Origin of the sequence: Pelomonas cellulosilytica (assembly GCF_021353265.1) — a bacterium.
Classification (GTDB): domain Bacteria; phylum Pseudomonadota; class Gammaproteobacteria; order Burkholderiales; family Burkholderiaceae_C; genus Pelomonas; species Pelomonas cellulosilytica.
In genome coordinates this window covers 577798-603796 of record NZ_JAJTWU010000002.1, presented here as the reverse complement: position 1 = coordinate 603796, position 25999 = coordinate 577798, and the positions used below count along the sequence as shown (strand labels likewise).

Genomic DNA, 25999 nt, shown 5'->3' with positions numbered 1-25999 from the left:
CAGCGCCATCGTCAGGCCAGCACGTAGGGGCTCAGCGATGCCTGCGCCGCCTCGGCGATCTGGCGCCAGTGCTCGCGGCGCTGGCGGGCGCGAGGCCGGCGCCTGGATTGCAACTGCTCCAGCGGCGCCAGCACCGGCGGCACCGGCATCTCCAGGCCATGGCGGCCGAGTGGCTGGCCGCCGAAGCTCTCCCAGAATTCGTCGTAGGAGCGCGTGAAGCTGGACTGCAGCGCTGGCTCGAAGGCGATCTGGCAATGACCCCGCACGCCGACGATGCGCCGATGGCCGAGCGCCGTCGCCACGCCGTGCAGCGCCGCGAGGCCGAAGTAGGCCGGCGAGTTCTGCGGAAAGCTGGCGCGGAACTGCGCCAGCGCCGGCGCATCTGACGGCACCGACTGGTTGCGCGTGACGAACAGCTGAGGCCCGCTGTCCGCCCCGGCGTCGAGCCGCACGCCATGGACCCAGGCGAACGACAGTTCGTGCACCGTGCGGCTGCCCCAGCGCATCGCCAGGCTCAGCGGCCCCTCGTGGCGCGTGTCGGCATTGGCCCGCAGCCGGATGTCGCAGCCGGCCTCGTGCTGCCACAGGCGCAGCCCGTCCCCATGCAGCAGCGGCCATAGCGCCGGCGCGAGGCGCTCCTGCTCGAAGCGGAAATGGTCCAGCCCACAGGCGATGCGCTCGACCGGACAGAAACCGCGCGACAGGAAATGCCGGTGGCTGATGAAGAACAGCACGTCGGCGTCGGGCTGGGCCGCCATCAAGCGTGCGAAGGCGGGAATCGCGAACAGCTCCGCCAGCGGCTCGCGCAGGCCCAGCACGCGGCTGGCCCTCAGCAGCACGCGCAGACCGTCGCCCACGCCTTCGGCCCGGGTCTGTGCCCAGGCATGGCTGGCTACGCGCGCCAGCAGGCGCAGGCTGCCCGGAGGCGTCGCGGCGGGCTCGTCGAACAAGGGAGAAGGGGCAGGCAGCAAGACAGGCCCAGGCCGTTGGGAACAGGTCGGGTCGCCACCCATCGCGGGACAGCTTGCGGACAGCTTATCGACTGACCGTGACGCGCGTCTCCCTCTCCCCCCATCTGAAGGGCTGGCAAATCAGCAGGGCGATGCGGCGCCGCCACGCTACCGCACCAGCGCCAGGCGCCGCGCCCCAGATGGTGGCGGCACGCACCAGATTTCGCAGGCTCAGCGCCGCCTAAGGCGCGGCACGACGAATGCGGCGCCGCCCGCCAGCACGGCCCAGAAGGCCGCGCCGATACCGAAGGCGCTGACACCCGACAGGCAGACGAGGAAGGTCAGGATGGCCGCATCGCGGTGCGACTCGTCCTTCAGCGCCGCGGCCAGCGCGCCGGCGATGGTGCCCAGCAACGCCAGGCCGGCAATGGCCTTGACGAGCTCGGGCGGGAAGGCCGTCAGCAGCATCGCGACGACACCACCCGCCAGGCCCAGCGCGACGTAGAACAGCCCGGCCGCGAGCGACGCGGTGTAACGCCGGGCCGGGTCCTCATGCGCCTCGCGGCCCATGCAGATGGCCGCGGTGATGGCGGCGAGATTGAACGCATAGCCGCCGAAAGGCGCGAGCAGCGCCGTCGCCGCGCCGGTGACGGCCACGCTGGCCGACACCGGCGTCTCGTAGCCGCTGGCGCGCTGCGCCGCGACGCCGGGAAGGTTCTGCGAGGCCATCGTCACGACGAACAGCGGCAGCGCCACCCCGATGGCGGCGTGCCAGGTGAACACGGGTGTCGTCCACACCGGCTGCGCGAGCAGCTGCGACGTGTCCATCCCGGCGAAGCTGAGACGGCCCTCGCCGAGCGCGTACGCGATCCCTGCCAGCAGCACTCCCGGCACGGCGTAGCGCGGCCACCAGCGCCGGCCGAGCAGGTAGGCCAGCGTCATGACGAGCACGAGGCCCGGCGCTGTCCTGACGCTGGCTGCGGCGTCCAGACCGAAGCGCGCCAGCACGCCGGCCAGCAGCGCCGACGCGATGGCCACGGGGATGCGGTCCATCAGTTTCTCGAACCAGCCGCTGGCCCCGGCCCAGGCGATGAGGCCGCCGCAGACGATGAAGGCGCCGATGGCCTCGGGCATGTCCACGCCCGAGGTGGACGCCAGCAGCGCGGCGCCGGGCGTGGACCAGGCTGTCAGCACCGGCTGGCGCGTCCACAGGCTCAGCCCCACGCTCGTCACGCCCATGCCAAGGCCCAGCGCCCACAGCCAGGAGGCGGTCTGTGCCGGCGTGGCACCCAGCGCAACGGTGGCCTGGAAGATGATGGCCACCGAGCTGGTGTAGCCCACCAGCACGGCGACGAAACCGGCGACAAGGGTGGAAGTCGAGAAGTCCTGGAGCAGTCGGCGCATCGACTCAGGATAGCCGCCGGCGCCGGCCATGCCCCCACAGCAGCGCCGCGCCGACCGTCAGCACCGCGAGGCCCACGACGGCGCCCGCCTTCACGTAGACCACGCTGGACCACAGCACATAGGCACTGCTGGCGGCGAACAGCAGCGGCAGCCACGGGTAGAGCGGCACGCGCACAGGCCGCGGCGCCTCCGGCTCGCGCAGGCGCAGCACGATGACGGCCAGCCCGCTCAGCGTCATGAAGAACCAGTAGACCGGCGACAGATAGTCCACCATCGTCGAGAAGCCGCCGCGCGTGAGGTCGCCGAACGCCACCAGCCCCAGCGCGACACCGGCCGTCGCGACGACCGCGCCCGTGGGCGTGCCGCGCGCATGGTTCCAGCGTGCCAGATGCCATTCGGCGGCTAGGTCGCGCGCGGCGGCATAGGTCGTGCGCGGGCCGGCGATCAGCAGCGCATTCATGACCGACAGCGCCGTCAGCGTGACGACGCCCACCATCAGCAACTCCGCCCCACGGCCGAAGACGACGCGCATCAGCTCCGCGGCCGGCGCGCCGCTGGCGGCCAGCCCGCTGACGCCCAGCACTCGCAGATAGGCCCAGTTGGCCAGCAGGTACAGTGCCATGACGAGGGCCAGGCCCAGCAGCAGCGCGCGGCGGATGCCGCGCTCGGGGTCGCGCATCTCGGCGGACAGCGTGGCCGCGTCGCTCCAGCCGCCATAGGCCAGGAACACGAAGACCAGCGCCAGGCCCCAGTCCGTGCCGGGCACCGCCGGCGGCGGCGTGGCCGGCGGCTGGCCGGCCAGCACCTGCGCGCCCGCGCCGAGGCCCAGCAGCACCAGGCCCAGCAGCACGGCGGCGCTCAACCCCAGCTGCGTGCCCAGGCCCACGCGCACGCCCATCAGGTTCAGCCCGGTCAGCGCGACGATGAGCCCGCCGGCCAGCAGCGCACTGGCGTGCGGGCCCAGCCAGGGCGTCAGATTCACCACCTGCGCAAGGTAGTCGCCGAAGACGAATCCCAGCAGTGCCATCGAGCCCGTGTGGATGACGGCGAAGCGCGACCACGCGAACAGGAAGCCTAGCCGATGGCCGTAGGCGCGACGCAAAAAGTGATAGTCGCCGCCTGTGTCCGGAAAAGCCGCGGCCAGCTCGGCAAAGCACAGCCCGCCCACCAGCGACAGCACGCCGCCCAGCCCCCAGGCCAGCAGCAACTGGACCGGGTCGCCCAAGGCCTGAGCGGCCATCGGCGACGTCTTGAAGATGCCGGCGCCGATGACCATGCCCACGCACAACGCGCCGGCATGCCGCACGTCGAGGCGGCGTTCGGGCTGGGCGGGGGGTGTGGCGGTCATGAGGGCGGAGGTCGGCAAAGCGCGCGATGCTAGCCGGCGCCGCGGCGGCATGTGCATATGCGCAACATGTCTGAGCCGGCGGGCGTCGGCGCCCGTAGGCTGTGGGGTTTTGTCGTTGTTGCCACGCCGTCCCGCATGACCCAGCTCCGCCCCCTCGCCCTCGCCGTCTCGCAGACACTGCTTGCCACCGCCGCCCTCGCGCAGACCGCGCCCAGCGCGCTGGACGCCGTCATCGTCACCGGCACTCGCGCCAAGGACCGTACGCTGGCCGACACCGCCGTGCCGGTCGACGTGCTGAGCCGCGACGACGTGCTGCGCGCCGCAGGACCGGACGGCAACCTCGCCGCCGCCCTGCAGGCGCTGCTGCCGTCGTTCAACTTCCCGCGCCAGTCCAACTCGGGCGGCGGCGACCACGTGCGCGCGGCGCAGCTGCGCGGCCTGTCGCCCGACCAGGTGCTGGTGCTCGTCAACGGACGGCGCCGCAACACGTCGGCCGTCGTCAACTTGGAATCCAAGACGGGCAAGGGCACGAACCCGGTGGACTTCAACACCATCCCTCTGTCGGCCGTGGCGCGCATCGAGGTGCTGCGCGACGGCGCGGGCGCGCAGTACGGCTCTGACGCGATCGCCGGCGTCGTCAACATCATCCTGGACGAGCGTGCGAGTGGCGGCGAGCTGGTCACCGAAGCGGGCGCTTTTCATACCAAGTTCGCGCCGACCGGCCAGACGCTGACCGACGGCCAGACGCAGAGCGCCAGCGTGACGCAGGGCTGGACGCTGGCTGACCATGGCTTCGTGCGCGCGGGGCTCGAAGGCCTGCACCGCAACGCCACCAACCGCGCAGGCCTGGACGAACTGCCGCCGTGGGAGGACCAGAGCGCCGCCAACCTCGCCACGGTCGGCCAGCGCAACTACGCGCCCGGCGAACCGGCCACGAACCAGTGGCAGGCTTGGTTCAACGGCGCGACGGATGTGGAGCCGGGCACGCGCGCCTACGCCTTCGGCACCTGGCAGCAACGCCGCACGCTGGGCGCGGCCTACTACCGCTACCCGGACAGCAGCGCCAACGTGAAGTCGGTCTACCCCGACGGCTACCGCCCGCAGACGACCGGCGACAACCGCGACCTGCAGCTGGTGGCCGGGCTGAAGGGCCAATGGGGCAGCTGGGACTATGACCTGGCGCTGAACCACGGGCAGAACGACTTCAGCTACGGCGTGCGGCGCACGCTGAACGCCTCGCTCGGCGCGGCGAGCCCGCGCGAGTTCCACCTGGCTGACTTCGGCAGCCGCCTGACCGCGCTGCAGTTGGACCTGAGCCGGGAGCTGGATGTCGCCGGCCTCGCCCGGCCGTTGACGCTGGCCTGGGGGCTGGAGGTGCGCGAGGACCGCTTCGTGACAGGCGCGGGCGACGCGGCGTCCTACCAGGTCGGGCCCGTGGTGGCCCCGGCGGGCGCGCAGGCAGGCCCGGGCCTGCAGGCGGGCGATGCGACGCGGCTGAGCCGCCGAGTGGCCGGCGCCTACGTGGACCTCAGCGCCGACCTGACGCATGACTGGCAGGCCAACCTGGCGTTGCGGCACGACCACTACGGCGACTTCGGCGGCGCGACGACCGCCAAGCTCTCCACCCGTCTCGCGCTGGACCGCACACTGGCGCTGCGCGGCGCGGTGTCCAGCAACTTCCGCGCGCCGTCGCTGGCGCAGCAGGGCTTCGCGTTCACGGTGACCGACCGCGGCGACGGCGGCGTGCTGAGCCAGGTGCGCACGCTGCCGGTGGACAACGCAGTAGCCCGCTACCTGGGCGCGCAGGACCTGAAGGCCGAGACCTCGCGCAATGCGAGCGTCGGCCTGAGCTGGCAGCCTGACAAGGCCTGGTCGACGACGCTGGACGCCTATGCCATCCGCGTGAAGAACCGCATCACGCTGTCACAGCGCATCAGCCGCGACGGCCTGGCCGACGAGCTGCTCGCGAAGTTCGGCGTAAGCGGCGTCGATGGCGTGAACTTCTTCACCAACGCGCTGGACACGCGCACCCGCGGCGCCGACCTCGTCACGCAATGGCGCGGTGCCGCGCTGGGCGGCGAGCTAAGCCTGGGCTGGACGGCCTCGTTCAACCGCACGACGGTGCGCGGCGGCGACAGCGTCGGCCTGGAGGAGATCAACACGCTGACCGATGCGTCGCCACGCCAGCGCCACATCCTCAGCGCGCAATGGCAGGGCGGCGCATGGGGCCTGAGCGGCCGGCTGACCCGGCACGGCAGCACGACACGCGTGTTCGACTTCGGCGACGGCTTTGTGCCGACGCAGACGTATGCGGCCGTTTGGCAGCTGGACGTCGAAGCCCAGGTGCAGCTGACGAAGGCGCTGGCGCTGACTCTCGGCGCCATCAATGCCACCGACCGCTACCCGACGCGCTCGATCAGCGACATCAGCTACTTCGGCAACTTCCCGTATGACGTGCTGTCGTCAGTGGGCTTCAACGGTGCCTACTACTACGCCCGGGCCCGGTTCAGCTTCTGACCCTTCGCAAGAGCCAGCACGGCCGTCGGACACCCGGGCGCCGCCAGGCGGCGGCGCCCACGAGCTGGCAGCATGCACGCCCTTTCGTTTCTTGACCCCCATGACCTCGCTGATCGACAAGCTCCAGTGGCGCTATGCCACGAAGAAGATGAACCCCACCCTGCCCGTGCCGCAGGACAAGCTGGACCGCATCCTTGAAGCCATCCGCCTGACCGCCAGCTCCAGCGGTCTGCAGCCCTACGAGGTGCTGGTCGTCACCGACAAGTCGCTGCGCGAGCGCATCCGTGAACATGCGTGGAACCAGGCCCAGGTCACCGAAGGCTCGCACCTGCTGGTGTTCGCTGCGTGGGACAACTACACGGCCGAGCGCATCAACCAGATGTTCGACCTCGTCAACGAGCAGCGCGGCTTCAAGAACGAAGGCTGGGAGGCCTACCGCCAGAAACTGCTGGCCCTCTACCCGCCGCGCAGCGCTGAGGAGAACTACCAGCACGCCGCCCGCCAGGCCTACATCGGCCTCGGCACCGCGCTGATCGCCGCCGCCGAGGAGCAGGTCGACGCGACGCCGATGGAAGGCTTCGACCCGGCCCAGGTCGACGAGATCCTGGGCCTGAAGGCCCGCGGCCTGCGCTCCGTGCTGCTGCTGCCGCTGGGCTACCGCCAGGTCGACGACGACTGGCTCGTGAACCTGAAGAAGGTGCGCCGCGCCAAGGATCAGTTCGTCACAACGATCTGAGCGCCTGCACGCCATGAAGAACGGCCCCGAGGGGCCGTTTTTTCATGGGCGGGCGACATGCGCACGCCTCGCAATCAGGCAGGGGCTTCAGGGGAGGTTCAAGTCCATGCCGAGCGTCCTGGCGAGTCCGAAAGTAAAGCCCAGCAGGACGAGGAGCAGCAGTACGAAGACGGCAGCGAACTTGGCCCCCATGCGCAGTAGCGCGCGCCGGTCCGCCACCTTCTTCTCTTGGTCGTAGTGCCACTTGACGGCCAAATACATACCCGTGGCGAATACGAGGCCCTTGAAGAGAACGAAGAGTATGAGGATCCAATCCACTTGAGCATTCCCGGCTGTGGCTCGACATCGTCTATCTTGACTGCAAAGAAGCGCCAATGACATTGGACGTTTTGACTCACTGCTTGCCTGCAGACGTGGAGCGGTCATCGGGAGCGTTCAAGTTCGATGCCCCTGCCGACGGGATCAACATGCCCGAGGCCGCCACCTGGGACTGACCGGTCGTGCTGAACGGACCAGCTCGTAGGCTGGGGTGAACACCGTGAACCCCAGCGACAGCGCCGCGGGCGGCACACGAGCCTACGGAGCAGTTCTGCAAAGCGCTCTGAAAGACGAACGGCCCCGAGGGGCAGTTCTGCCTGGCGCAGCGCTCAAATCTCGACCTTGCTGCCCAGTTCGACGATGCGGTTCGTTGGCAGGTGCAGGAAGTCGGCCGCGGCCGCGGCATTGCGGTGCATGCCGGCGAAGAGCTTCTCGCGCCACAGTGCCATGCCGGAGCCGATCGTGGGGATGACGATGTCGCGGCTCAGGAAGTAGCTGGTCTCCATGTCGTCCAGCTGCACGCCGTGCTTCTTCAGCAGCTCCAGCGCCTCAGGCACGTCGGGCTCGTTCTTGAAGCCGAAGTGCAGCGCCACCTGCCAGCAGCTGTGGCCCAGCGCCTCCACCTCGCAGCGCTTCTCGAAGCCGATCCACGGCACCTCGTGATGCTTGACGGTGACGAAGATGTTCTGCTCGTGCAGCACCTTGTTGTGCTTGAGGTTGTGCAGCAGCGCATTGGGCGTGGAGCCCTTCTCGGCCGACAGGAACACGGCCGTGCCGGGCACACGCGTGGGCGGGTTGATGAAGACGGCCTCTAGGAAAGTCGTCAGCTCGATGGCGTCCTGCCGCAGCTTGTCGGACAGCAGCCTGCGACCCTGCTTCCAGGTCAGCATCAGCGTGAACATGCCGATGCCGATGAGCAGCGGGAACCAGCCGCCGGCGGCGATCTTCAGCAGGTTGGACGCGAGGAAGGTCACGTCGATCAGGAAGAACACGCCGGTGGCCGCTACGCACAGCGCCAGCGGATAGCGCCAGCCGAAGCGGATGACGAAGAAGGTCATCACGGTCGTGATCGTCATGTCGATCGTGACGGCCACGCCGTAGGCGCCAGCCAGCTTGGTGGACGAACCGAAGAACACCACCGCGACGACCACCAGTGCGAACAACGCCCAGTTGATGAAGGGCACGTAGATCTGGCCGATGTCGCGCACGCTGGTGTGCAGGATGCGCAGCCGCGGCAGGATGCCCAGCTGGATGGCCTGCTTGGTGACCGAGAAGGCGGCCGTGATGAGGGCCTGCGACGCGACGATGGCCGCCAGCGTGGCCAGCAGGAACAGCGGGATCTCGGCCCACGACGGCGCGAGCAGGAAGAACGGGTTCTGCACGCCAGAGGGGTCGTCCAGCAGCATGGCGCCCTGGCCGAAATAGTTGATGACCAGCGCCGGCATGACGACGCCGTACCAGGCGATGCGGATGGGCTGCTTGCCGAAATGCCCGAGGTCGGCGTAGAGCGCCTCGCCACCGGTGACGACCAGCACGACGGCGCCGAGCGCGACGAAGGCCACCCAGCGGTACTCCAGGCAGAAGTGGATGGCATAGACCGGGTTGACGGCGGCCAGCACGTGCGGGTTGTCGATCACGTGCGGCAGGCCCAGCAGCGCGAGGGTCACGAACCAAACCAGCATGACCGGCCCGAAGGCCTTGCCGATGCCGCCAGTGCCGAAGCGCTGCACCGAGAACAGGCCGACCATGACGACCAGCGTCAGCGGCAGGATGGCATCGTGGTACTGCGGCTCGTAGACGTCGATGCCCTCGACGGCGCCCAGCACCGTCATCGCCGGCGTGATGACCGCATCGCCGAAGAAGATGGCCGTGCCGAACAGGCCCACGAGCAGCAGGCCGCGGCGCAGCTGCGGCTTGTCGTTCACCGCGTTGGTGGCCAGCGCCAACATCGCGATGAGGCCGCCCTCGCCGTTGTTGTCGGCACGCAGGATCAGCAGCACGTACTTGATCGAGACGACGACCGTCAGCGTCCAGAACAGCAGCGAGAGCACGCCGAGGATGTTGTCCGGCGTCGTGGCGACGTGGCCGCCGTGGAAGACTTCTTTGAGCGCGTACAGCGGACTGGTGCCGATGTCGCCATAGACCACCCCGAGGGCCCCGAGGGTCAGGCCCGCCATTGCCGAAGGGCTGCGGGCCGCGTGGGAAGAACTCACGTCACGAAGGCCACCGGCTTGGGGTGGCGTTTGTTCGAAAGTGGGGATTCTGCGCTCGGTTTTGGAGTTTTGTGCAGTGCAACAAACCCGCAGCGACCTCCTTGACTCCTGACGCCGATCAAGCGTAGCGGGCGGCCCGAGGCCGCCTGCGTCAAGCCGCCTCTTCCGCCTCGGCCTGCGGGTCGGTGGCCTCCAGCTCGTAGCTCGCGGCCAGCATGGCGAGCCGGCCAATGACGCCGTACATGTAGAACCGGTTCGGCGCACTGGCCCCCGGCTTCTCGCCCGGACGCGGCAGGTGCGGCGACTCGGCGAATGCCAGCGGCACGAAGCTCGCACCCGGTGCGTTCAGGTTCTCGTCGATGCCGCGGTTGGCATGCACGCGGTAGAAGCCGCCGACGACATAGCGGTCCATCGTATAGACGACCGGCTCGGCCACCGCCTCATGCACGCGCTCGTGCGTGGGCACACCTTCCTGCACGATGACCTCCTGGCCGAGGTTCTCGGGCAGGCGTTCGGCGAGCGTCTCGATGTCCTTGCCGTCGCGCACCGTCATCACACCGCGGCCATAACTGCCCACATCGCTCTTGATGATGACGAACGGCCGCTCGTTGATGCCGTATTCCTTGTACTTGCGACGCACCTTGGTCAGCTGCGCATCGGCAGCGGTCTGCAGCGCCTCCAGGCCATGCTTGCCCTGCAGGTCCACGCCCTGGAACATCGGCGTGATCAGCCAAGGGTCCATGCCCAGCAGCTTGGCGAAGCGCTTGGCCACTTCGTCGTAGGCGCGGAAGTGCTGGCTCTTGCGCCGCACGCTCCAGCCAGCGTGCAGCGGCGGCAACAGGTATTGCTCATGCAGGCCCATCAGCTGCGGCGGTGTGCCGGCGGCGAGGTCGCAGTTCAGCAGGATGGTGCAGGGATCGAAGCCCTTGATCATCAACCGGCCTCGCTTGCGTACAACAGGTTCGATGACGAGGCTGCCACCGCCAGCCAGAGCCAGCTCTTCGGGCTCGGTCTGGGCCGGGTCCAGCGCGCCCAGTCGCACGTTCAGGCCGGCCTGCGTGAAGATGCGCACGAGGATGGCGAGGTGATCCAGGTAGAAGCTGCAGCGCTTGCCCGGCTCCGGGATCAGCAGCAGGTTGCGCGCCTCGGGGCAGATCTTCTCGATGGCTGCCATGCCGGCCTGCACGGCCTGCGGCAGCATCGGCGCCGTCAGGTGGTTGAAACCTGTCGGGAACAGGTTGGTATCCACCGGCGCCAGCTTGAAGCCGGCGTTGCGCAAGTCCACCGAGGCATAGAAGGTCGGCGTGTGCTCCATCCATTCGAGCCGGAACCAGCGCTCGGTGGCCGGCATCGACTCCAGGATGCGCGCCTCCAACTCGTTGATGGGGCCGTTAAGGGCGGTGATCAGATGGGGAACCATGGCCGAATGATCTCAGACTGGCGAGCCGGGGATGTGAGGGCGCCGCCAGGGATCACAAGCCGCTGCCGCGAGAAGAAGCTAAAAAGCCGCCCCGAGGGCGGCTTCGATCATGAGACGGGCCGGCGTGGCCGGCCCGGCCGGGATCACTTGTGATAGGCCGTCTCGCCGTGCGACGAGATGTCCAGGCCTTCGCGCTCTTCCTCTTCCGTCACGCGCAGGCCGATGGTCAGGTCGACCAGCTTGAAGGCGATGACGGAAACCACGCCCGACCAGACGATCGTCACGCCGACGGCCTTGGCCTGGGTGATGAACTGGCTGGCGATGGAGTAAGCGTCCGGGGCGATCATGGAGGCCGTGACCCAGTCGCCGACGGCGCTCGGGCCACCCAGCGACGGGCTGTTGAACACGCCAGTCAGCAACGCGCCGACGATACCGCCGACACCGTGGACGCCGAAGACGTCCAGCGAGTCGTCCGCACCCAGGATGCGCTTGAGGCCCGACACGCCCCACAGGCAGGCGAAGCCAGCGATGGCGCCGATGACGAGGCCGCCGCCGATGCCGACGTTGCCGGCAGCCGGCGTGATGGCGACGAGACCGGCCACGGCACCCGACGCAGCACCCAGCATGGAGGCCTTGCCCTTCAGCAGCGCTTCACCCACGCACCAGGCCAGCACGGCAGCGGCCGTGGCGGCGAAGGTGTTGATGAAGGCCAGTGCGGCGAAGCCGTTGGCTTCCAGCGCGGAGCCGGCGTTGAAGCCGAACCAGCCCACCCACAGCAGAGAGGCACCGACCATCGTCAGCGTCAGGCTGTGCGGCGTGAACTGCTCCTTGCCGTAGCCGATGCGCTTGCCCACCAGGAACGCACCCACGAGGCCCGCGACCGCTGCGTTGATGTGCACCACAGTGCCGCCGGCGAAGTCCAGCGCGCCCCATTGCCAGATCATGCCGGCCTTGTCGTTCATCGCGTCGACGACGTCCTTGCCGGTGTAGGCATCCGGGCCCATCCAGAACCAGACCATGTGGGCGATCGGCAGGTAGCTGAACGTGAACCAGATGGCGAGGAAGGCGAGGCAGGCGGAGAACTTGATGCGCTCGGCGAAGGCGCCAATGATCAGGCAGGCCGTGATGCCGGCGAAGGTGGCCTGGAACGCGGCGAACACGATCTCCGGAATGACGACGCCCTTCGAGAAGGTCGCGCCATTGGCGAAAGTGCCGGCGACGTTGTCCCAAATGCCCTTCATGAACAGCCGGTCCGTACCACCGATGAACTTGTTGCCCTCGGTGAACGCGAAGCTGTAGCCGTACAGCACCCACAGCACGACGATCAGCGAGAAGCCGACCATGACCTGCATCAGCACCGACAGCATGTTCTTGCTGCGCACCAGACCGCCGTAGAACAGCGCGAGGCCCGGCACGGTCATCATGATGACCAGCAGCGTAGACAGCATCATCCAGGCGGTGTCGCCCTTGTTCGGCACGGGTGCAGGGGCCGAGGCCGCATCGGCCGGAGCCGACGCCGCAGCAGCGGCGGGAGCGGCATCGGCCGCGGATGCAGCAGGGGCCGTGGCGACGGCCGCCGGCGCCGAGGCCGCCGTGTCCTGGGCCCAGGCGGCCGGCGCGAGCAGGCCGGCGGCAAGCGCGAGGCCGGCGAGGAGTTTTTTCATTTGATGGATCTCCAACGGGATAGTGGTGCGACGCTCAGAGCGCGTCATTGCCGGTTTCGCCGGTGCGGATGCGAACGACTTGATCCAGCGGCGACACGAAGATCTTCCCGTCACCGATCTTGCCGGTGCGGGCGGAGGACTCGATGGCCTCGATGACGCGATCGACGACGTCGTCGTTCACTGCCGCCTCGATCTTGACCTTGGGCAGGAAGTCCACGACGTACTCGGCGCCACGGTACAGCTCGGTGTGGCCCTTCTGTCGACCAAAGCCCTTGACCTCGGTGACCGTCAGCCCCTGCACGCCGATGGCGCTCAGGGCCTCACGCACCTCGTCGAGCTTGAAGGGCTTGATGACGGCAGTGATCAGTTTCATGTCCAGCTCCGGTAAATCTTTAGAACGTCTTCTTCAAGCCGACGACGAAGGTCGTCTTGCCCAGGAACTTGGAGCCCACCGCGCTGGTGTAGGCCTCCTTCTTGGCATCGGTGCCGATCACGGCGCCGCTAAGCACCAGGCCCGAGAAGTCCTTGGACAGCGTCAGCGAGTAATCCGTGTACGAGGCGGCGCTGAAGTGGTGAACCGTCTGGTGGCCGACGTGCGGCGCCAGGCTCATGCCGTCGCCGAGGTCGAACGTGCCCGTCACGTCGAAATAACCCGAGCCCTTGCTGTCCGCGAAGCCGAACAGGTTGGTCGTGCTGTGCGAGTACTTGGCCGTCACGGGACCGAAGGTCAGCGCGCCGTACAGCTCCAGCGTGTTGGCGCTGGGGTTGAGCTTGTTGCTGGCGTAGTAGTACTGCAGCACGCCCACGTCCAGCGTCAGGCCCGAGGCGACCTCGGTCTTGTAGCCGCCGTACAGGTCGACTTCGACGTTGGCGTCGCCACCCGCGTCCTTGATCCACTTGATCGTCGAAGCCCAGGTGCCGATGTAGAAGCCGTTCGGGGCTGCGTAGTCGATGCCGCCTTGCAGGGCAGGCTTCAGGCGCGTCTGGGAAATGCCGCGATAGCGGTACTCCGTCACACCGCCGATGTTGAACGACAACGGATCGGCAGGCGCTGGCTCGTCAGCGAAGGCCGGCAGCGTGGCCGCGGTCAGCGCGAGAGCGAGCAGCGAGGGGGACAATTTCATGACGGAGCTCCTGTGCGTAGTTAGAGGGGTATGGACAGCCGTTCTTTGCAGCTTCCGTGCCAACGGTCACACCCCCGGGGTCTGCACAAATGTGGACCAGCCGCACGCAGCACCCCTGCGGATGCACCAATTTGAAACAATCACGGCGCGGACAGCACCTTGTTTGTGCGCACGGCAGGAATAGCACCGAGCAGCAGGCGCCAAACCGGCGGCTAGACTGCGCTGCCGCCGCCCGCACTGAGCCCTTCGCACCCCACGATGAGCCTCGCCTCCGTCCAAAGCCGCGCCCTCGACGGCCTGGTCGCCGCACCGGTCACGGTGGAAGTGCACCTCGCCAATGGGCTGTCCAGCTTCACCGCCGTGCGGCTCGCGGACACCGAGGCCAAGGAAGCCTGCGAGCGCCTGCGCGCCGCGCTGGCCGACAGTGGGCTCAGGCTCCCTGCCAATGGTGCTTCACAGTCGACCTCGCACCGGCCAACCTGCCCAAGGAGGGTGGCCTTTGGCGCGGTTCAGCGCGAACTGCTGCTGCCCAAGGCCAGCGCCGCCAGGCGGCCCTCGTCGACGGGCTGGACGGTGCGACAGGCGCGTCAACTTCCCGACGTCGCCGCCGCGCTGCAGCCGGAGGGCGAGGCGCGACCCTGCGCCGCGGCACTGTCACTGGACATGCCACACGGCCTGCCGGACCTAGCCGACATCAAGGGCCAGGCGGGTGGCGCCCAGCCCGGCTGACGGAGATGCCATGACCATCGATCCTGCCCACGTCATTGCCGACGAAGCCGCGCTGCGCGGCCTGTTCGAGGCGCCTCATGCGCTTGCGGTGCAGAAGTGCCAGGACCACCTCGGTCGGCATGCACAGGATTTCATCCGGCGCTCGCCATTCGTGTGCGTCGGCACGCAGAACCATGAGGGCCGGGCGGACGTCAGCCCGCGCGGTGACCCGGCCGGTTTCGTGAAGGTGCTCGACGAGCGGACGCTCGCCATCCCGGACCGCCCGGGCAACAACCGCCTCGACAGCCTCGTCAACCTGCTGGGCAATCCAGCCATCGGCCTGCTATTCCTGATCCCGGGGTTCGACGAGACGCTGCGCGTCAATGGCCGCGCCACGCTGACGACCGAACCGGCGCTGCTGCAAAGCCTGGCCGTTCAGAGCCGCACACCCAAGCTGGCCATCATCGTCAAGGTGAGCGAGGTGTTCCTGCATTGCGCCAAGGCCTTGCGGCGCTCGCAACTTTGGCACGCGGACCACCGTCAGCCGCGCGCGGCGATGCCGTCACTCGTCAAGATGATCCTGGACGACACCACGGGTGCACCGGACGCGCAAGAGATGCAACGGCTCGACGACGCGCTCGAGGACGCCTACCGCAAGACGCTTTACTGAACGGGCGGCACGGCCGCCGCACGCAGGCGCTCGTTCAGGGGCGCGAGAAGCCGTTCTCGGTCAGCCGTACTTCGTCGCCGACCTGCACGCCCGGGTCGTTGCTGCGCTCGAAGCGGCGCAGGCGGCCGTCGCGCTCGCGCACCTGCACGACCCAGACGGTGTAGCTCTTCTGGTTCTTCTCGATCTCGTTGCCCGCGTAGCCGCCCGCGACGGCGCCGCCCACGGTCGCCAGCTTGCGGCCATTGCCGCCGCCCACCATGTTGCCCAGCAGACCGCCGACGACGGCACCGCCCACCGCGCCGACGCCGCTGGCCTTGCCGTGGCGCGTCTCGGTGTGCACGTCGGTCACGCGGCCGCAGCTCTCGCACAGCGCAGGCTGGGCCGGCGGCTCCGCCGGCGTGCGCTGCACCTCGCGCGGCGACTCGGCAGCTGCCACCCGCTCAGGCGTCGCCTGCTGCCGCAGCGGCGCGGGGCTGGGCGACGTAGTCATGCCGGGCTCTGCGGCGGCTGCCTGCTCGGCGGGCGGGGTGCTGCTGAAGCCTTGCGAACGCCCGACTGCGTAGGCCCCGCCGAGCAGAGCCAGCACGACGGCGACGCCGGCGACGATCTGGGTGGACTTGACGTTGGGGGTCGACATGGAGGGCCTCCGGGAACCGGGTAGTGAATATGGCAAGCAGCATGCCCGCCCTCCCCGCCTCGCGTTGTAGGACAGCGCCTCGCAGCGCCCGCGAGGAGGTAAGCAGATGCTGCGGGTGTTTCAGCCGAGCAGCGGTGCGAGCGCGCGCCGCGCATCGGCGTCGCTGAGGCCGACGCGCGCGGCCCAGTCGGCAAGCTGGTCGTCGCCGATGCGGCCGACGTTGAAGTAAGCAGCGTCGGGGTGCGCCAGGTAGAAGCCGCTGACACTGGCCGCCGGCGTCATGGCCATGCTGTCGGTCAGGCCCATGCCGATCTCGTCGGGCGCGAGCACGCGGAAAAGATCGGCCTTGGCGAGGTGGTCCGGGCAGGCGGGGTAACCCGGCGCGGGGCGGATGCCGCGGTACTTCTCGGCGATCAGCTCGTCGTTGCTCAGCGACTCCTCCGCCGCATAGCCCCAGAACTCGCGGCGCACGCGTTCGTGCAGCCACTCGGCGGCAGCCTCGGCGAGGCGGTCCGCCAGCGCCTTCAGCATGATGGCTGAGTAGTCGTCGTGCTCGGCGAGGAACTGCGCTTCCTTCTTGTCCACGCCCAGGCCCGCCGTCACGGCGAACAGGCCGACGTGGTCGCCCTCTTCGGCGACGAAGTCGGCCAAGCAGCGGTTCGGGCGCTTCACGCCGTCGACGACCGGCCGCTCGCTCTGCATGCGCAGGCCGTGCCATGTCATCGGCGGCTCGCTCCGGATGGCGATGTCATCGTCGTTGACACGCGCGGCCGGGTACAGGCCGAACACCGCATGCGCCTGGAGCCAGCGGCCGTCGATGATCTTCTTCAGCATCGCTTGTGCGTCGGCGAAGACCTTGCGCGCCTCGCTGCCGACGATCTCATCGTCGAGGATGGCCGGGTACGGGCCGGCCAGGTCCCAGGTCTGGAAGAACGGACCCCAGTCGATGTAGCGGGCCAGCTCGGCGAGGTCCAGGTTCTTCAGCACGCGGCGGCCGGTGAACTTCGGTGCCGGCGCGACGCGGGCTAGGTCCAGCGGCGCCGCGTTGGCGCGCGCCTGCGCCAGCGTCACCAGCGGCGTCTGCTTCTTGTTGGCGTGCAACTGGCGGGTCTTCTCGATGTCGGCCTTCAGCTCGGCGATGTAGGCGGCAGCACGCTCGTCACTCAGCAGCTCGGAGCACACGCCCACTGCCCGCGATGCGTCGGGCACGTAGACCACCGGCCCCTCGTAATGGGGCGAGATCTTGACGGCAGTGTGCACGCGGCTGGTCGTGGCGCCACCGATAAGTAGCGGCATCTGGCGCGATGCGAAGTAGTCGTCACGCTGCATCTCGGCGGCCACGTGCTGCATCTCTTCGAGGCTGGGCGTGATGAGACCCGACAGGCCGATGATGTCCGCGCCCTCCTCTTTCGCCTTACGCAGGATGTCCTGGGCCGGAACCATGACGCCCATGTTGACGACTTCGTAGTTGTTGCACTGCAGGACCACCGTGACGATGTTCTTGCCGATGTCGTGCACGTCGCCCTTCACGGTAGCGATGACGATCTTGCCCTTGGGCTTCACGTCGCCGCCGGCGGCCTCCAGCTGGCGCTTCTCTTCCTCGATGTAGGGCACCAAGTGGGCCACTGCGCTCTTCATGACGCGAGCGCTCTTGACGACTTGCGGCAGGAACATCTTGCCCTGGCCGAACAGGTCACCGACGACGTTCATGCCGGCCATCAGCGGCCCCTCGATGACGTGCAGCGGCCGGCCTCCCTTGGCGGCGATCGCCTGCCAGGCCTCTTCGGTGTCATCGACGATGAAGTCGGTGATGCCATGCACCAGCGCGTGACTCAGCCGCGCGTTGACGTCGCCAGCCCGCCAGGCCAGGCGCGCCGAGTCGTCCTTGCCAGCGCTCTTGGCACGGTCGGCGATCTCGATGAGGCGTTCGCCGGCGTCGGGCCGGCGGTTCAAAACCACGTCCTCGACGCGTTCGCGCAGCTCGGCGTCGAGGTCGTCATAGACGCCCACCATGCCCGCGTTGACGATGCCCATGTCCATGCCCGCCTGAATGGCGTGGTACAGGAATACCGTGTGGATGGCCTCGCGCACCGGCTCGTTGCCGCGGAAGCTGAAGCTCACGTTGGACACGCCGCCCGACACCTTGGCGCCGGGGAGATTCGCCTTGATCCAGCGCGTGGCGTCAATGAAGTCCACCGCGTAGTTGTCGTGCTCCTCGATGCCCGTCGCGATCGCGAAGATGTTGGGGTCGAAGATGATGTCCTCTGGCGGGAAGTCCACCTCGTCGACGAGGATGCGGTAGGCCCGCGCGCAGATCTCGGTCTTGCGCGCGAAGGTGTCGGCCTGGCCGTGTTCGTCGAAAGCCATGACGACAGCCGCAGCGCCGTAGCGCTTGACAAGCCGGGCCTGGCGCTTGAACTCGGTTTCGCCCTCCTTCAGCGAAATGGAGTTGACGATGCCCTTGCCCTGGATGCACTTCAGCCCGGCCTCGATGACGGCCCACTTGGACGAGTCGATCATGATCGGCACGCGCGCGATCTCGGGCTCGCCGGCGATCAGGTTCAGGAAGCGCACCATGGCCGCCTGGCTGTCGAGCATGGCCTCGTCCATGTTGATGTCGATGACCTGGGCGCCGTTCTCGACCTGCTGGCGCGCCACGGCCAGAGCCTCCTCGAACTGGCCGGCCAGGATCATCCGAGCGAAGGCTTTCGACCCGGTGACGTTGGTGCGCTCGCCGATGTTGACGAACAGCGTGCCGGCGCCGATGGCGACGGGCTCGAGGCCGGAGAGCTTGAGGGGAGGCGGCGAGAGGGTCATCGATGGCGGCTCGGGCTGAGGATCGATGAGCGCCGTTTGGAACGATCCGAGCCTGGGGGAATGAAGCAGGCATCAGCCCTCGCAGCGCTCCTCGGATGAGGCGGGAATTCTACGCAGCCGGCCCTTCGCCGACGCTCAAGAACGGGTTGCCGGTGCCGAAGGCGTTACAGAATCGACGATCGATGGCCTCCGACCTGATCCCCCTGCCGGCACGCACGCTGCGTGTGGGCATGACACTCCCGTATGACCTGTTCGACGCCGGCGGCCAGCTGCTGTTCGCGCGGGGGCAGGTGTTGCGCGACTCGCCGCTGGTGCGCGGCCTCGTCGAAGGCGGCGCCTGGGTGCAGTCCGACGCCACGATGGAATACCAGCGCGCGCTGGCCCACCGGCTCGATACCCTCGTTATGCAGGACGTGCCGCTGGCCGACATCGCCAAGGCAGACGGCAGCTTCCGGCTCGAACAGCAGGCACCCGCCAAGCCAGAACTCGGCCCGCGGGAAGCCTGGTCTGACCTGCTGCTGCATGTGCGCAGCCTGTTGCGCGAGGCCGAGCCGCACGACTTCGCCGGCCGGCTGGCGCAGTTGCGCGACACGGCGCTCAAGCGGCTGAATGCCCAGCCCGACGCCACGCTGATGCTGCTGATCTTCGAGAGCAGCCAGGCGTTTGAAGACTACAGCGCCCGGCATGGGCTGCTGGCGCTGTTGCTGTGCGACCTCGTCGCCCGCCAACTGAGCCTGGCACCGGAACTGCGCGAGGCGCTGCAGGGCGCCGCGCTGACGATGAACTACGGCGCCGGCGACACGCAGGACCGTCTCGCCGCACAGGCCGGACCGGCCACGCAGGCGCAGCGGCAGTCGCTGTCTCTCCACGGCGAACAGGCCGCAGGGCGGCTGGCGAGCGCGGGCATCACGAACGAAGCCTGGCTGACGGCCGTGCGTCTGCACCACGAGGCCGGCCCCGGTCCGCTGGCGCCGCGCGGGCCGGGAGAGATGCTGGCCCGGCTGCTGCAGCGCATCGACCTGTTCGGCGCCCGGCTGTCGCCCCGCCGCAGCCGCAAGGCGATGAGCGGTGCGGCAGCGGCGCGCGCCGTCTTCCTGGACGAACTGGGGCAGCCCGACGAAGCCGGCGCCGCCCTCATCAAGACCGTGGGCCTGTACCCACCGGGCAGCATCGTGCGGCTGGCCAACGGCGAAGTTGGCATCGTCTTCAAGCGCGGCTACAGCGCCAACGAGCCCCTGGTGGCGGCGCTGCTGGGCAAGAGCGGCAGCCCGCTGAGCAACCCGGTCCCGCGCGACACGCGGCTGGCGGCGCAGGCCATCACAGCCAGCCTAGCGCCGGCCGAGCTGAAGCTGCGCGTGAACCTCGACGCCTTGCTGCGGCTCTGACCACGAAGTGCGACCACGACGGCGGCCCGAGGCCGCCGTCGTCGTTTTCGCCTTGCATTCGCCCAACTGTGCACATACTATATACACACAATGCACAGTGGAATCCTGATTTCCCAGGCCGATGCGCGGCCGATGTACCTGCAGATCGTCGAGCAGGTGCGACGGCGCGTCGCCTCGGGGGATTGGCCGCCGGGGAAAGAGATGCCATCCATCCGCGCACTCGCGGCTGACCTGAGGGTCAGCGTCATTACCGTCAAGCGCGCCTATCTCGACCTCGAGACGGAAGGCGTCATCGTGACCCGCCACGGCAAGGGCTCCTTCGTGGCCGACGCGCAGGACCTCGCGCAAGCGGCCCAGCGCGCTGAGCTCGACGGCCACCTTGAAGCCGCCGCCCGCATCGCGCGCACACTTGGCATGGCGGATGACGCTCTCGTCGACCGCCTGCGCGGGGTGCTGCCCCCCAAGGAGGCAGCAGAGTGAACGCCCCCCCCGTCATCGACATGCGCGGCGTGCGCAAGGCCTTCCCGTTTTTCACGCTGGAGGCGGTGTCGCTGGCGCTGGAGCCCGGCCAGATCATGGGCCTCGTCGGCCCCAATGGCGCGGGCAAGAGCACCACCATCAAGCTGCTGATGGGGCTGCTGTCGCCCGACGCGGGCGAAATCCGCCTGCTGGGCCACGCCATGCCGGCCGACCAGGCGGCCGCCAAGGCCGGCGTGGGCTACGTCAGCGACGACATGCGGCTGTTCCAGCACGCCACGCTGCAGTGGCACATGGACTTCATTGCCGCCATCTACCCCGGCTGGGACGCCGGCTATGCGGCCACGCTGCTCAGGCGCTTCGGCCTGCGCGCCGCGCAGCCGGTGAAAAGCCTGTCCAGCGGCGAGCATGCCAAGGCGCTGCTGCTGCTGGCGCTCGCCCGCCGTCCGCGCCTGCTGGTGCTGGACGAACCGACCGCGAGCCTGGACCCGGTGGCGCGCCACGAGCTGCTGGCCGAGGTGATGGACGTGCTGCGCGACGACCGCCGGTCCATCCTTTTCTCCTCCCACAACACCGTGGACGTGGAGCGCATCTCCGACCGCATCACCTTCATCGACCGCGGGCGCGTCGTCGCCGCGAGCGACAAGGAGGACTTTCTCGACCGCTGGCGCCGCCTGCAGCTGCGCCTGGACGGGCCGCTGCCTGCGCTGCCCGAGATCGTCGCCTGCGACCGAGACGGCGCGCTCGCCACCGTCACCGTGGACGACTTTTCCGACGACCTGCTCGCCCGGCTCGGCGCTTCGGTGCAGGCCGTGCAGCGCATGAGCCTGGAGGAAATCTTCGTCGCCACCGTCATGCACAGCAGACAAGCCCGGGAGGCCAGCGGCTCATGAACCTGCTCACGCGCAAGCTCGTCGCCAAGGAGCTCCACTTGCATCGCTGGCTGATCGCCGGCACCGTCGCGGCCGGCATCGCCGGCGTGTTGATGTCCGCCGGAGGCGAGCTGGGGTTCAACGTGGGCTTCCTCGTCTGGCTGACGGCCATCATCGCGCTGGGAGTGTTGATCGCCATCTTCGGCGTCGCGGGCGAGCGCAAAGAGCGGGCCCTGCCATTCGTGCTGAGCCTGCCGCTGGACCCGGCCACTTATGTGCGCGCCAAGCTGCTGGGGCTGCTGCTGTGCTTCCTGCTCGCCTGGGCGCCGCTGTGCGCGGCCGCAGTGGCGCTGGTGGTCGCGATGCCGGGCATCGCGGACGGACTGCTGCCGTTTGCCGTGTTGCTGTGCGGCTACCTGCTGCTGAACTTCTCGCTGGTGCTGAGCGGCGCGCTGCACATCCGCTCCGAAGGCGGCATGGTCGCCGTCGTCGTGCTGACGAACATGTCCGTCTCGCTCTTCATGATGGGCATCGGACGCATCCCCGAAGTCGGCCGGTACATGGCCGGCCCCGTCCCCGTCTGGAACGCCATGTTCTGGGAGCTGCTCGGCGCCGAGCTGGTCCTGACGCTGGGCGTCCTGTCCCTGCCCCTGTTCATCGCCGCCCGAAGGCGCGACTTCCTCTAAGGAACTTCCATGAACACCCAACCCAACGGCGAGAGGCTGCATGCCCTCGACGCAGTGCGGAGCTTTGCCCTTTTGCTGGGCGTGGCCTTCCACGCGACGCTGTCCTTCATCCCCGGACTGCCGCCCGGCCTATGGGCCATGACCGACAACTCGCCCAGCGCCTTGCTCGGCGATGCGAGCTTTGTCATGCACAGCTTCCGCATGACGCTGTTCTTCTTCATCGCCGGCTTCTTCGGCCGGCTGCTGCACCAGCGCCTCGGTACGCGGGGCTTCTTGGCCAACCGCGCCCAGCGCATCGCCGTGCCGCTGGTCGTCGGCTGGCTCGTGCTGTTCCCGGCCATCGCCTTCGTGTGGGGCCTGGGGATGAACAAGGTCTTCCACGGCGCACCGCCAGCGATGCCCGAGATGCCCCAGGCGTTCGGCGCGCTGCCGCTGATGCATCTGTGGTTCCTGTACCAGTTGCTGTGGCTGTACGCCGCGGTGCTGCTGGGCCGCGGTGTCATGGCACGGCTGGACCGCGGCGAAGCCCTGCGCGGCCGCGTCGACCGCGGAGTGGCGGCCGCCCTGCGCTGGCCGGCCGCCGCGTCGATGCTGGGCCTGCCGCTGGCGCTGCTGCTGGTGTCGCTGCCGGGCTGGTTCCCGTGGATGGGGATCCCGACGCCCGATCACTCCCTCGTACCGGAGCTGCCGGCCACGCTGGCCTACGGCACGGCCTTCTCGTTCGGCTGGCTCGTTCACCGGGCGCCAGGGGCGCTGTCGGCGCTACGCGCGCGGTGGCTGCCGCACCTTGTGCTGGCCATCGCGTCGTCCGCCGTCTGCCTGTACGTGATGAAGACCCAGCCACCGGTCGGCATGGCCCAGCAGCCCCTGCTCGTCTTCGCGCTGGCCTTCGTCGCCTCGGCCTGGTCATGGAGCTTCGCGGTCACCGGCGTGGCGCTGCGCTTCCTGTCCGGCCACCGCCCGGCCGTGCGCTACGTGGCGGATGCGTCGTACTGGATCTACCTCGTGCACCTGCCCGTCGTGGCGGCGCTGCAGGTGTGGGTCGGCGACTGGCCGCTGCACTGGGCCGTCAAGTACCCGCTCGTCATGCTCGCGAGCCTGGCCCTGCTGCTGCTGAGCTATCACGCGCTGGTGCGCAGCACGCTCATCGGCCAGGTGCTCAACGGCAGGCGTCATCCGCGCCAGGCCGTGGCGCCGTCACCCGTGGCGGCGCCGACGGGCGACGTCGTCGCATCGCTGCAGGGCGTGTCCAAGCGCTACGGCAAGCTCGATGCGCTCAGCCGCGTCGACCTGGAGCTGCATCGCGGCGAACTGCTCGCGCTGCTGGGTCCGAACGGCGCGGGCAAGTCCACCGCCATCTCGCTGTGGCTGGGCCTGAACGATGCCGACACCGGCGTGGTGCGGCTGCTTGGCGGCGAACCCCAGTCGCTGGAACACCGCTTGGGGCTGGGCGTGATGATGCAGGACGTCGAGCTGCCCAAGGACCTGAAGGTGCATGAGCTCGTCGCCCTGTCGTGCAGCTACTACCCGGCGCCGCTGACCGTGAGGCAGGCGCTGGAGCAGGCCGGCATCGTGGACCTGGCTCACCGCCCCTACGGCAAGCTCTCCGGCGGCCAGAAGCGGCAGGTGCAGTTCGCGCTCGCCATCTGCGGCCGACCCCAAGTGCTGTTCCTGGACGAGCCCACCGTGGGTCTCGACGTGAAGGCCCGTGAGGCGATGTGGGCCAATATCCGCGGCCTGCTGCGCGAAGGCTGCTCGGTGCTGCTGACGACGCACTACCTTGAGGAAGCCGAGGCGCTGGCCACCCGCGTGGCGGTGCTGGCGCACGGCCGGGTGGTGGCCTCGGGCAGCGTGGACGAGATGCGGGCGCAGGTGTCGCGCCGCCACATCCGCTGCGCGACGACGTTGCCCACCGCCGAGCTGCGCCGCTGGCCTGGCGTCGTGGACGTCAGCGGCGACGCGATGCAGCTAGCCATCGTCGCCACCGATGCCGAGGGCGTCGTGCGCCGGCTGCTCGCGGCCGACCCGCTGCTGACCCGCCTGGAAGTGAAGCAGGCCGGGCTCAACGAGGCGTTCAATGAACTGACCCAGGAGGCCGCATGAGTACCACCTTCGCCCCCACCGCTGCGGCCGTCGCGCTGCTCCACCACCCCTCGCCCTACTCCGTGGAAATGCGACTGGAACTCGTGCGCCTGCTGCGCGCGCCAGCCTTCGCGCTGCCGATGTTCCTGCTGCCGTTGGGCCTGTACCTGCTGTTCGCGTTCGCCGTCGCCGGCGACATGACGGCCAAGGACCCGGACGCAGCCCGCTTCATGTTCGGCGGCTTCTCGCTGATGGCCGTGACGATGGCGGCCGTGTTCGCCACGTGCCCATCGCTGGCGCAGGAGCGCGAGCAGGGGCTGCTGACGCTCAAGCGCGCCCAGCCCGCGCCGCCCGGCGCATGGGTGTTGGCCAAGGTCACGGCGGGCGCCGCCTGCGGCACGCTGGCCTACCTGCCCCTCCTCGTGGCCACGGCGATCAGCGGGCGCACGGGCCTCAGCGCCGGGCAGCTCGCCGCAATGAGCGCCATGCTGGCCGTCGGCACGCTGCCGTTCTGCGCGCTGGGTCTGATGGTGGGCTCGCTCACCAGCGGCGCCGCTGCACCCGGCTTCGCCAACCTCATCTACCTGCCGGGCATGTACCTGTCGGGCATCTTCTTCCCGCTGCCGGCGTCGCTGCACTTCCAGGCGCCGTTCTGGCCACAGTTCCACCTGAGCCAGCTCGTGTTCGCTGCGGGCGGGGTCGAGAAGTTCCGCTTCATCCCGCCCGCGATGGCGCTGGCCGGACTACTGGGGTTCACGGTGCTGTGCTGCGGCGTGGCGATGTACCGGCTCAAGCGTCGGGGGTGATTGGGCTCGCTGCCCGCGTACCGGCTTTCAATCCGGCATCCGGCTGATCTGCACGCTGACGATCTTCCATGCGCCGCCTTGCTTCACGTAGACGTCGATGTAGCGGTAGTGCGTCTTGAACGGCTGGCCCCGGTAGCGGCCGGTCATGCGGGTGCGGCCGCTGAGCAGCGCGGTATCGCCGTAGACGCGCACGTCGAACTCCTCGACGGTGTACGGGTCCAGATGCAGGTCGGGCGACACCAGGCCGTCAACGAAGCTGGCCTTGGTCTCGACGTCGCCGCGGCCATCGATCTGGCGGAAGTCGTCGGCCATGTTGGCCTCGATGGCGGCACGGTCCTTGGCGAGGATGGCGCGGTCCCACGCATCAGCCTGGGCCTTCAGGTGCGCCACGATTTCGTCGGGCGGCGCGCCACTCACGGCGGCCGGCAGTGCCGACAGCGCGAGCAGCGCGGCGCGGCGTGTCGTCATGGCTGCAGGCTGCGCCAGATCAGTTCCGTCAGCAGCAGTCGTGCACGCTCGAAGTCGGCCTCGTCCAGCGCCGGCTTACCCATGTAGAGCGCGAACTGCGGGCCCAGGTCGGCATAGGCCTGCGTGGACGACCAGATCAGGAACATCAAGTGCGTGAAGTCGATGCGGCGCACGCGGCCTTCGTCTGCCCAGCGCTCGAAGCGCGCCACGTCGGCGTGCAGCAGCGGCATGACCTGGGCCTTCAGTACGTCCTGGTAGCGCGGCGCGCCGGCCATGATCTCGCGAGTGAAGACGGCGTTGCCGGTGGCGCGCTCGCGGCTGAAGCGCAGCTTCACCGCCACATAGCTCTGGATGGCGGCTTCTGGCTCGTCGGCCTGCGTGATGGCCGTCATGCTGGCCATCCACTCACCCATGACGCTGTCGAGTACGGCGCGGTAGAGGTCTTCCTTGCTGGGCCAGTGATACAGCAGGTTCTGGCGCGAAAGGTCCAGCGCCGCAGCGATGCTGTCCAGGCTGACACCCTCGAAGCCGTACCGGGCGAATTGCCGTTCGGCCTCAACCAGGATGGTTTCTTGCTTGCGAAGGGTGGCGGCGCGGGGGGTGCGGGCGACGGGAGCGTTAACAGTCATGCACCGATTCTGACGGCACACGCACCATGCGAGCGCTGCGGGTTTTTACGTCTAGGTCAATTTCTACT

At 68.8% G+C, this 25999-nt stretch carries 23 protein-coding genes and 1 riboswitch; of the genes, 10 read left to right on the top strand and 13 right to left on the bottom strand.

The window, feature by feature from the left end; genetic code table 11:
- Positions 1–11 precede the first annotated feature (11 nt).
- From LXT13_RS06650 to LXT13_RS06640, 3 genes are all read right to left on the bottom strand, one after another.
- Positions 12–950, bottom strand: a complete 939-nt coding sequence (locus LXT13_RS06650; protein ID WP_233370991.1) for a DUF535 family protein — start codon at positions 948–950, stop codon at positions 12–14.
- 231 nt (positions 951–1181) lie between these two features.
- Positions 1182–2354 (bottom strand): benzoate/H(+) symporter BenE family transporter, encoded by a 1173-nt coding sequence (locus LXT13_RS06645; RefSeq protein ID WP_233370989.1) that lies wholly within the window; start codon positions 2352–2354, stop codon positions 1182–1184.
- 4 nt (positions 2355–2358) lie between these two features.
- Entirely contained in the window at positions 2359–3702 is a 1344-nt protein-coding gene (locus LXT13_RS06640; protein WP_233370986.1) for an APC family permease, read from the bottom strand.
- Positions 3703–3837: 135 nt separating this feature from the next.
- Here LXT13_RS06640 and LXT13_RS06635 point away from each other — a divergent pair, with 135 nt between their 5' ends.
- Together LXT13_RS06635 and LXT13_RS06630 are read left to right on the top strand one after the other, a co-directional pair.
- The gene (locus tag LXT13_RS06635; protein WP_233370985.1) at positions 3838–6219 is read left to right on the top strand and encodes a TonB-dependent receptor plug domain-containing protein; all 2382 of its coding nucleotides are present in this window, start codon (positions 3838–3840) and stop codon (positions 6217–6219) included.
- Between the two features lie 100 nt (positions 6220–6319).
- On the top strand, positions 6320–6955 hold the full coding sequence (locus LXT13_RS06630; RefSeq protein ID WP_233370984.1) for an NAD(P)H-dependent oxidoreductase: 636 nt from the start codon (positions 6320–6322) through the stop codon (positions 6953–6955).
- An 87-nt stretch (positions 6956–7042) separates the two neighbouring features.
- Here the strand turns inward: LXT13_RS06630 and LXT13_RS06625 are convergent, their stop codons facing one another.
- The 6 genes from LXT13_RS06625 to LXT13_RS06600 all read right to left on the bottom strand — a co-directional run bounded on the left by LXT13_RS06625 (position 7043) and on the right by LXT13_RS06600 (position 13694).
- The gene (locus LXT13_RS06625) at positions 7043–7273 is read right to left on the bottom strand and encodes a hypothetical protein (RefSeq protein WP_233371222.1); all 231 of its coding nucleotides are present in this window, start codon (positions 7271–7273) and stop codon (positions 7043–7045) included.
- 329 nt (positions 7274–7602) lie between these two features.
- Positions 7603–9450, bottom strand: coding sequence for a potassium transporter Kup (locus LXT13_RS06620; protein ID WP_233370982.1), 1848 nt, complete (start codon positions 9448–9450; stop codon positions 7603–7605).
- Positions 9451–9637: 187 nt separating this feature from the next.
- Positions 9638–10906: a glutamate--cysteine ligase gene (gshA, locus tag LXT13_RS06615; protein ID WP_233370981.1), complete on the bottom strand. Its 1269-nt coding sequence runs from the start codon at positions 10904–10906 to the stop codon at positions 9638–9640.
- Positions 10907–11049: 143 nt separating this feature from the next.
- A complete protein-coding gene (locus LXT13_RS06610) occupies positions 11050–12570 on the bottom strand; it encodes an ammonium transporter (RefSeq protein ID WP_233370979.1) in 1521 nt (506 codons plus the stop codon).
- A 34-nt stretch (positions 12571–12604) separates the two neighbouring features.
- Positions 12605–12943 carry a P-II family nitrogen regulator gene (glnK, locus tag LXT13_RS06605; RefSeq protein ID WP_233370978.1) on the bottom strand — a complete coding sequence of 113 codons (339 nt, stop codon included), beginning with the start codon at positions 12941–12943 and terminating at the stop codon, positions 12605–12607.
- A 19-nt stretch (positions 12944–12962) separates the two neighbouring features.
- A complete protein-coding gene (locus LXT13_RS06600; RefSeq protein ID WP_233370976.1) occupies positions 12963–13694 on the bottom strand; it encodes a TorF family putative porin in 732 nt (243 codons plus the stop codon).
- 258 nt (positions 13695–13952) lie between these two features.
- On the opposite strand from LXT13_RS06600, the gene LXT13_RS28940 reads away from it, so the two are divergent.
- Together LXT13_RS28940 and LXT13_RS06590 are read left to right on the top strand one after the other, a co-directional pair.
- Positions 13953–14423: a hypothetical protein gene (locus LXT13_RS28940; RefSeq protein ID WP_419964651.1), complete on the top strand. Its 471-nt coding sequence runs from the start codon at positions 13953–13955 to the stop codon at positions 14421–14423.
- Between the two features lie 10 nt (positions 14424–14433).
- Complete coding sequence (locus LXT13_RS06590; RefSeq protein ID WP_233370975.1) at positions 14434–15072, top strand: pyridoxamine 5'-phosphate oxidase family protein; 639 nt, start codon at positions 14434–14436, stop codon at positions 15070–15072.
- A gap of 34 nt (positions 15073–15106) precedes the next feature.
- Here LXT13_RS06590 and LXT13_RS28630 read toward each other — a convergent pair whose 3' ends face one another.
- Positions 15107–15709, bottom strand: coding sequence for a glycine zipper 2TM domain-containing protein (locus tag LXT13_RS28630; RefSeq protein WP_304622801.1), 603 nt, complete (start codon positions 15707–15709; stop codon positions 15107–15109).
- Between the two features lie 120 nt (positions 15710–15829).
- Complete coding sequence (gene metH / locus LXT13_RS06580) at positions 15830–18526, bottom strand: methionine synthase (protein ID WP_233370973.1); 2697 nt, start codon at positions 18524–18526, stop codon at positions 15830–15832.
- Between the two features lie 20 nt (positions 18527–18546).
- A riboswitch (S-adenosyl-L-homocysteine riboswitch) is annotated at positions 18547–18625 on the bottom strand.
- Positions 18626–18708: 83 nt separating this feature from the next.
- Here metH and LXT13_RS06575 point away from each other — a divergent pair.
- The 6 genes from LXT13_RS06575 (at position 18709) to LXT13_RS06550 (ending at position 24834) form a co-directional block, all read left to right on the top strand.
- Positions 18709–19911 carry an HD-GYP domain-containing protein gene (locus LXT13_RS06575; RefSeq protein WP_233370971.1) on the top strand — a complete coding sequence of 401 codons (1203 nt, stop codon included), beginning with the start codon at positions 18709–18711 and terminating at the stop codon, positions 19909–19911.
- A 132-nt stretch (positions 19912–20043) separates the two neighbouring features.
- Complete coding sequence (locus tag LXT13_RS06570) at positions 20044–20391, top strand: GntR family transcriptional regulator (protein WP_233370970.1); 348 nt, start codon at positions 20044–20046, stop codon at positions 20389–20391.
- The gene (locus LXT13_RS06565) at positions 20388–21281 is read left to right on the top strand and encodes an ABC transporter ATP-binding protein (protein ID WP_233370968.1); all 894 of its coding nucleotides are present in this window, start codon (positions 20388–20390) and stop codon (positions 21279–21281) included. The genes LXT13_RS06570 and LXT13_RS06565 overlap by 4 nt, the downstream gene beginning before the upstream one ends.
- On the top strand, positions 21278–21946 hold the full coding sequence (locus LXT13_RS06560) for an ABC transporter permease (protein WP_233370967.1): 669 nt from the start codon (positions 21278–21280) through the stop codon (positions 21944–21946). The genes LXT13_RS06565 and LXT13_RS06560 overlap by 4 nt, the downstream gene beginning before the upstream one ends.
- A gap of 9 nt (positions 21947–21955) precedes the next feature.
- Positions 21956–24049, top strand: a complete 2094-nt coding sequence (locus LXT13_RS06555) for an acyltransferase family protein (RefSeq protein ID WP_233370965.1) — start codon at positions 21956–21958, stop codon at positions 24047–24049.
- Positions 24046–24834, top strand: a complete 789-nt coding sequence (locus LXT13_RS06550; protein ID WP_233370964.1) for an ABC transporter permease — start codon at positions 24046–24048, stop codon at positions 24832–24834. The genes LXT13_RS06555 and LXT13_RS06550 overlap by 4 nt, the downstream gene beginning before the upstream one ends.
- Before the next feature lie 27 nt (positions 24835–24861).
- On the opposite strand, the gene LXT13_RS06545 is transcribed toward LXT13_RS06550, so the two are convergent.
- Together LXT13_RS06545 and LXT13_RS06540 are read right to left on the bottom strand one after the other, a co-directional pair.
- A complete protein-coding gene (locus LXT13_RS06545; protein ID WP_233370962.1) occupies positions 24862–25302 on the bottom strand; it encodes a nuclear transport factor 2 family protein in 441 nt (146 codons plus the stop codon).
- The gene (locus LXT13_RS06540) at positions 25299–25931 is read right to left on the bottom strand and encodes a TetR/AcrR family transcriptional regulator (RefSeq protein WP_233370960.1); all 633 of its coding nucleotides are present in this window, start codon (positions 25929–25931) and stop codon (positions 25299–25301) included. Before LXT13_RS06540 ends, LXT13_RS06545 begins: the two co-directional genes overlap by 4 nt.
- Positions 25932–25999: the final 68 nt, after the last annotated feature.

Bases quoted from the DNA above. Each gene is read 5' to 3' on its own strand.
- LXT13_RS06645 (WP_233370989.1), bottom strand. From the start codon at position 2,354: ATGCGCCGACTGCTCCAGGACTTCTCGACTTCCACCCTTGTCGCCGGT.
- LXT13_RS06640 (WP_233370986.1), bottom strand. From the start codon at position 3,702: ATGACCGCCACACCCCCCGCCCAGCCCGAACGCCGCCTCGACGTGCGG.
- LXT13_RS06635 (WP_233370985.1), top strand. From the start codon at position 3,838: ATGACCCAGCTCCGCCCCCTCGCCCTCGCCGTCTCGCAGACACTGCTT.
- LXT13_RS06630 (WP_233370984.1), top strand. From the start codon at position 6,320: ATGACCTCGCTGATCGACAAGCTCCAGTGGCGCTATGCCACGAAGAAG.
- LXT13_RS06620 (WP_233370982.1), bottom strand. From the start codon at position 9,450: ATGGCGGGCCTGACCCTCGGGGCCCTCGGGGTGGTCTATGGCGACATC.
- gshA (WP_233370981.1), bottom strand. From the start codon at position 10,906: ATGGTTCCCCATCTGATCACCGCCCTTAACGGCCCCATCAACGAGTTG.
- LXT13_RS06610 (WP_233370979.1), bottom strand. From the start codon at position 12,570: ATGAAAAAACTCCTCGCCGGCCTCGCGCTTGCCGCCGGCCTGCTCGCG.
- glnK (WP_233370978.1), bottom strand. From the start codon at position 12,943: ATGAAACTGATCACTGCCGTCATCAAGCCCTTCAAGCTCGACGAGGTG.
- LXT13_RS06600 (WP_233370976.1), bottom strand. From the start codon at position 13,694: ATGAAATTGTCCCCCTCGCTGCTCGCTCTCGCGCTGACCGCGGCCACG.
- LXT13_RS28940 (WP_419964651.1), top strand. From the start codon at position 13,953: ATGAGCCTCGCCTCCGTCCAAAGCCGCGCCCTCGACGGCCTGGTCGCC.
- LXT13_RS06590 (WP_233370975.1), top strand. From the start codon at position 14,434: ATGACCATCGATCCTGCCCACGTCATTGCCGACGAAGCCGCGCTGCGC.
- LXT13_RS28630 (WP_304622801.1), bottom strand. From the start codon at position 15,709: ATGTCGACCCCCAACGTCAAGTCCACCCAGATCGTCGCCGGCGTCGCC.
- metH (WP_233370973.1), bottom strand. From the start codon at position 18,526: ATGACCCTCTCGCCGCCTCCCCTCAAGCTCTCCGGCCTCGAGCCCGTC.
- LXT13_RS06575 (WP_233370971.1), top strand. From the start codon at position 18,709: ATGGCCTCCGACCTGATCCCCCTGCCGGCACGCACGCTGCGTGTGGGC.
- LXT13_RS06570 (WP_233370970.1), top strand. From the start codon at position 20,044: ATGTACCTGCAGATCGTCGAGCAGGTGCGACGGCGCGTCGCCTCGGGG.
- LXT13_RS06560 (WP_233370967.1), top strand. From the start codon at position 21,278: ATGAACCTGCTCACGCGCAAGCTCGTCGCCAAGGAGCTCCACTTGCAT.
- LXT13_RS06555 (WP_233370965.1), top strand. From the start codon at position 21,956: ATGAACACCCAACCCAACGGCGAGAGGCTGCATGCCCTCGACGCAGTG.
- LXT13_RS06550 (WP_233370964.1), top strand. From the start codon at position 24,046: ATGAGTACCACCTTCGCCCCCACCGCTGCGGCCGTCGCGCTGCTCCAC.
- LXT13_RS06545 (WP_233370962.1), bottom strand. From the start codon at position 25,302: ATGACGACACGCCGCGCCGCGCTGCTCGCGCTGTCGGCACTGCCGGCC.
- LXT13_RS06540 (WP_233370960.1), bottom strand. From the start codon at position 25,931: ATGACTGTTAACGCTCCCGTCGCCCGCACCCCCCGCGCCGCCACCCTT.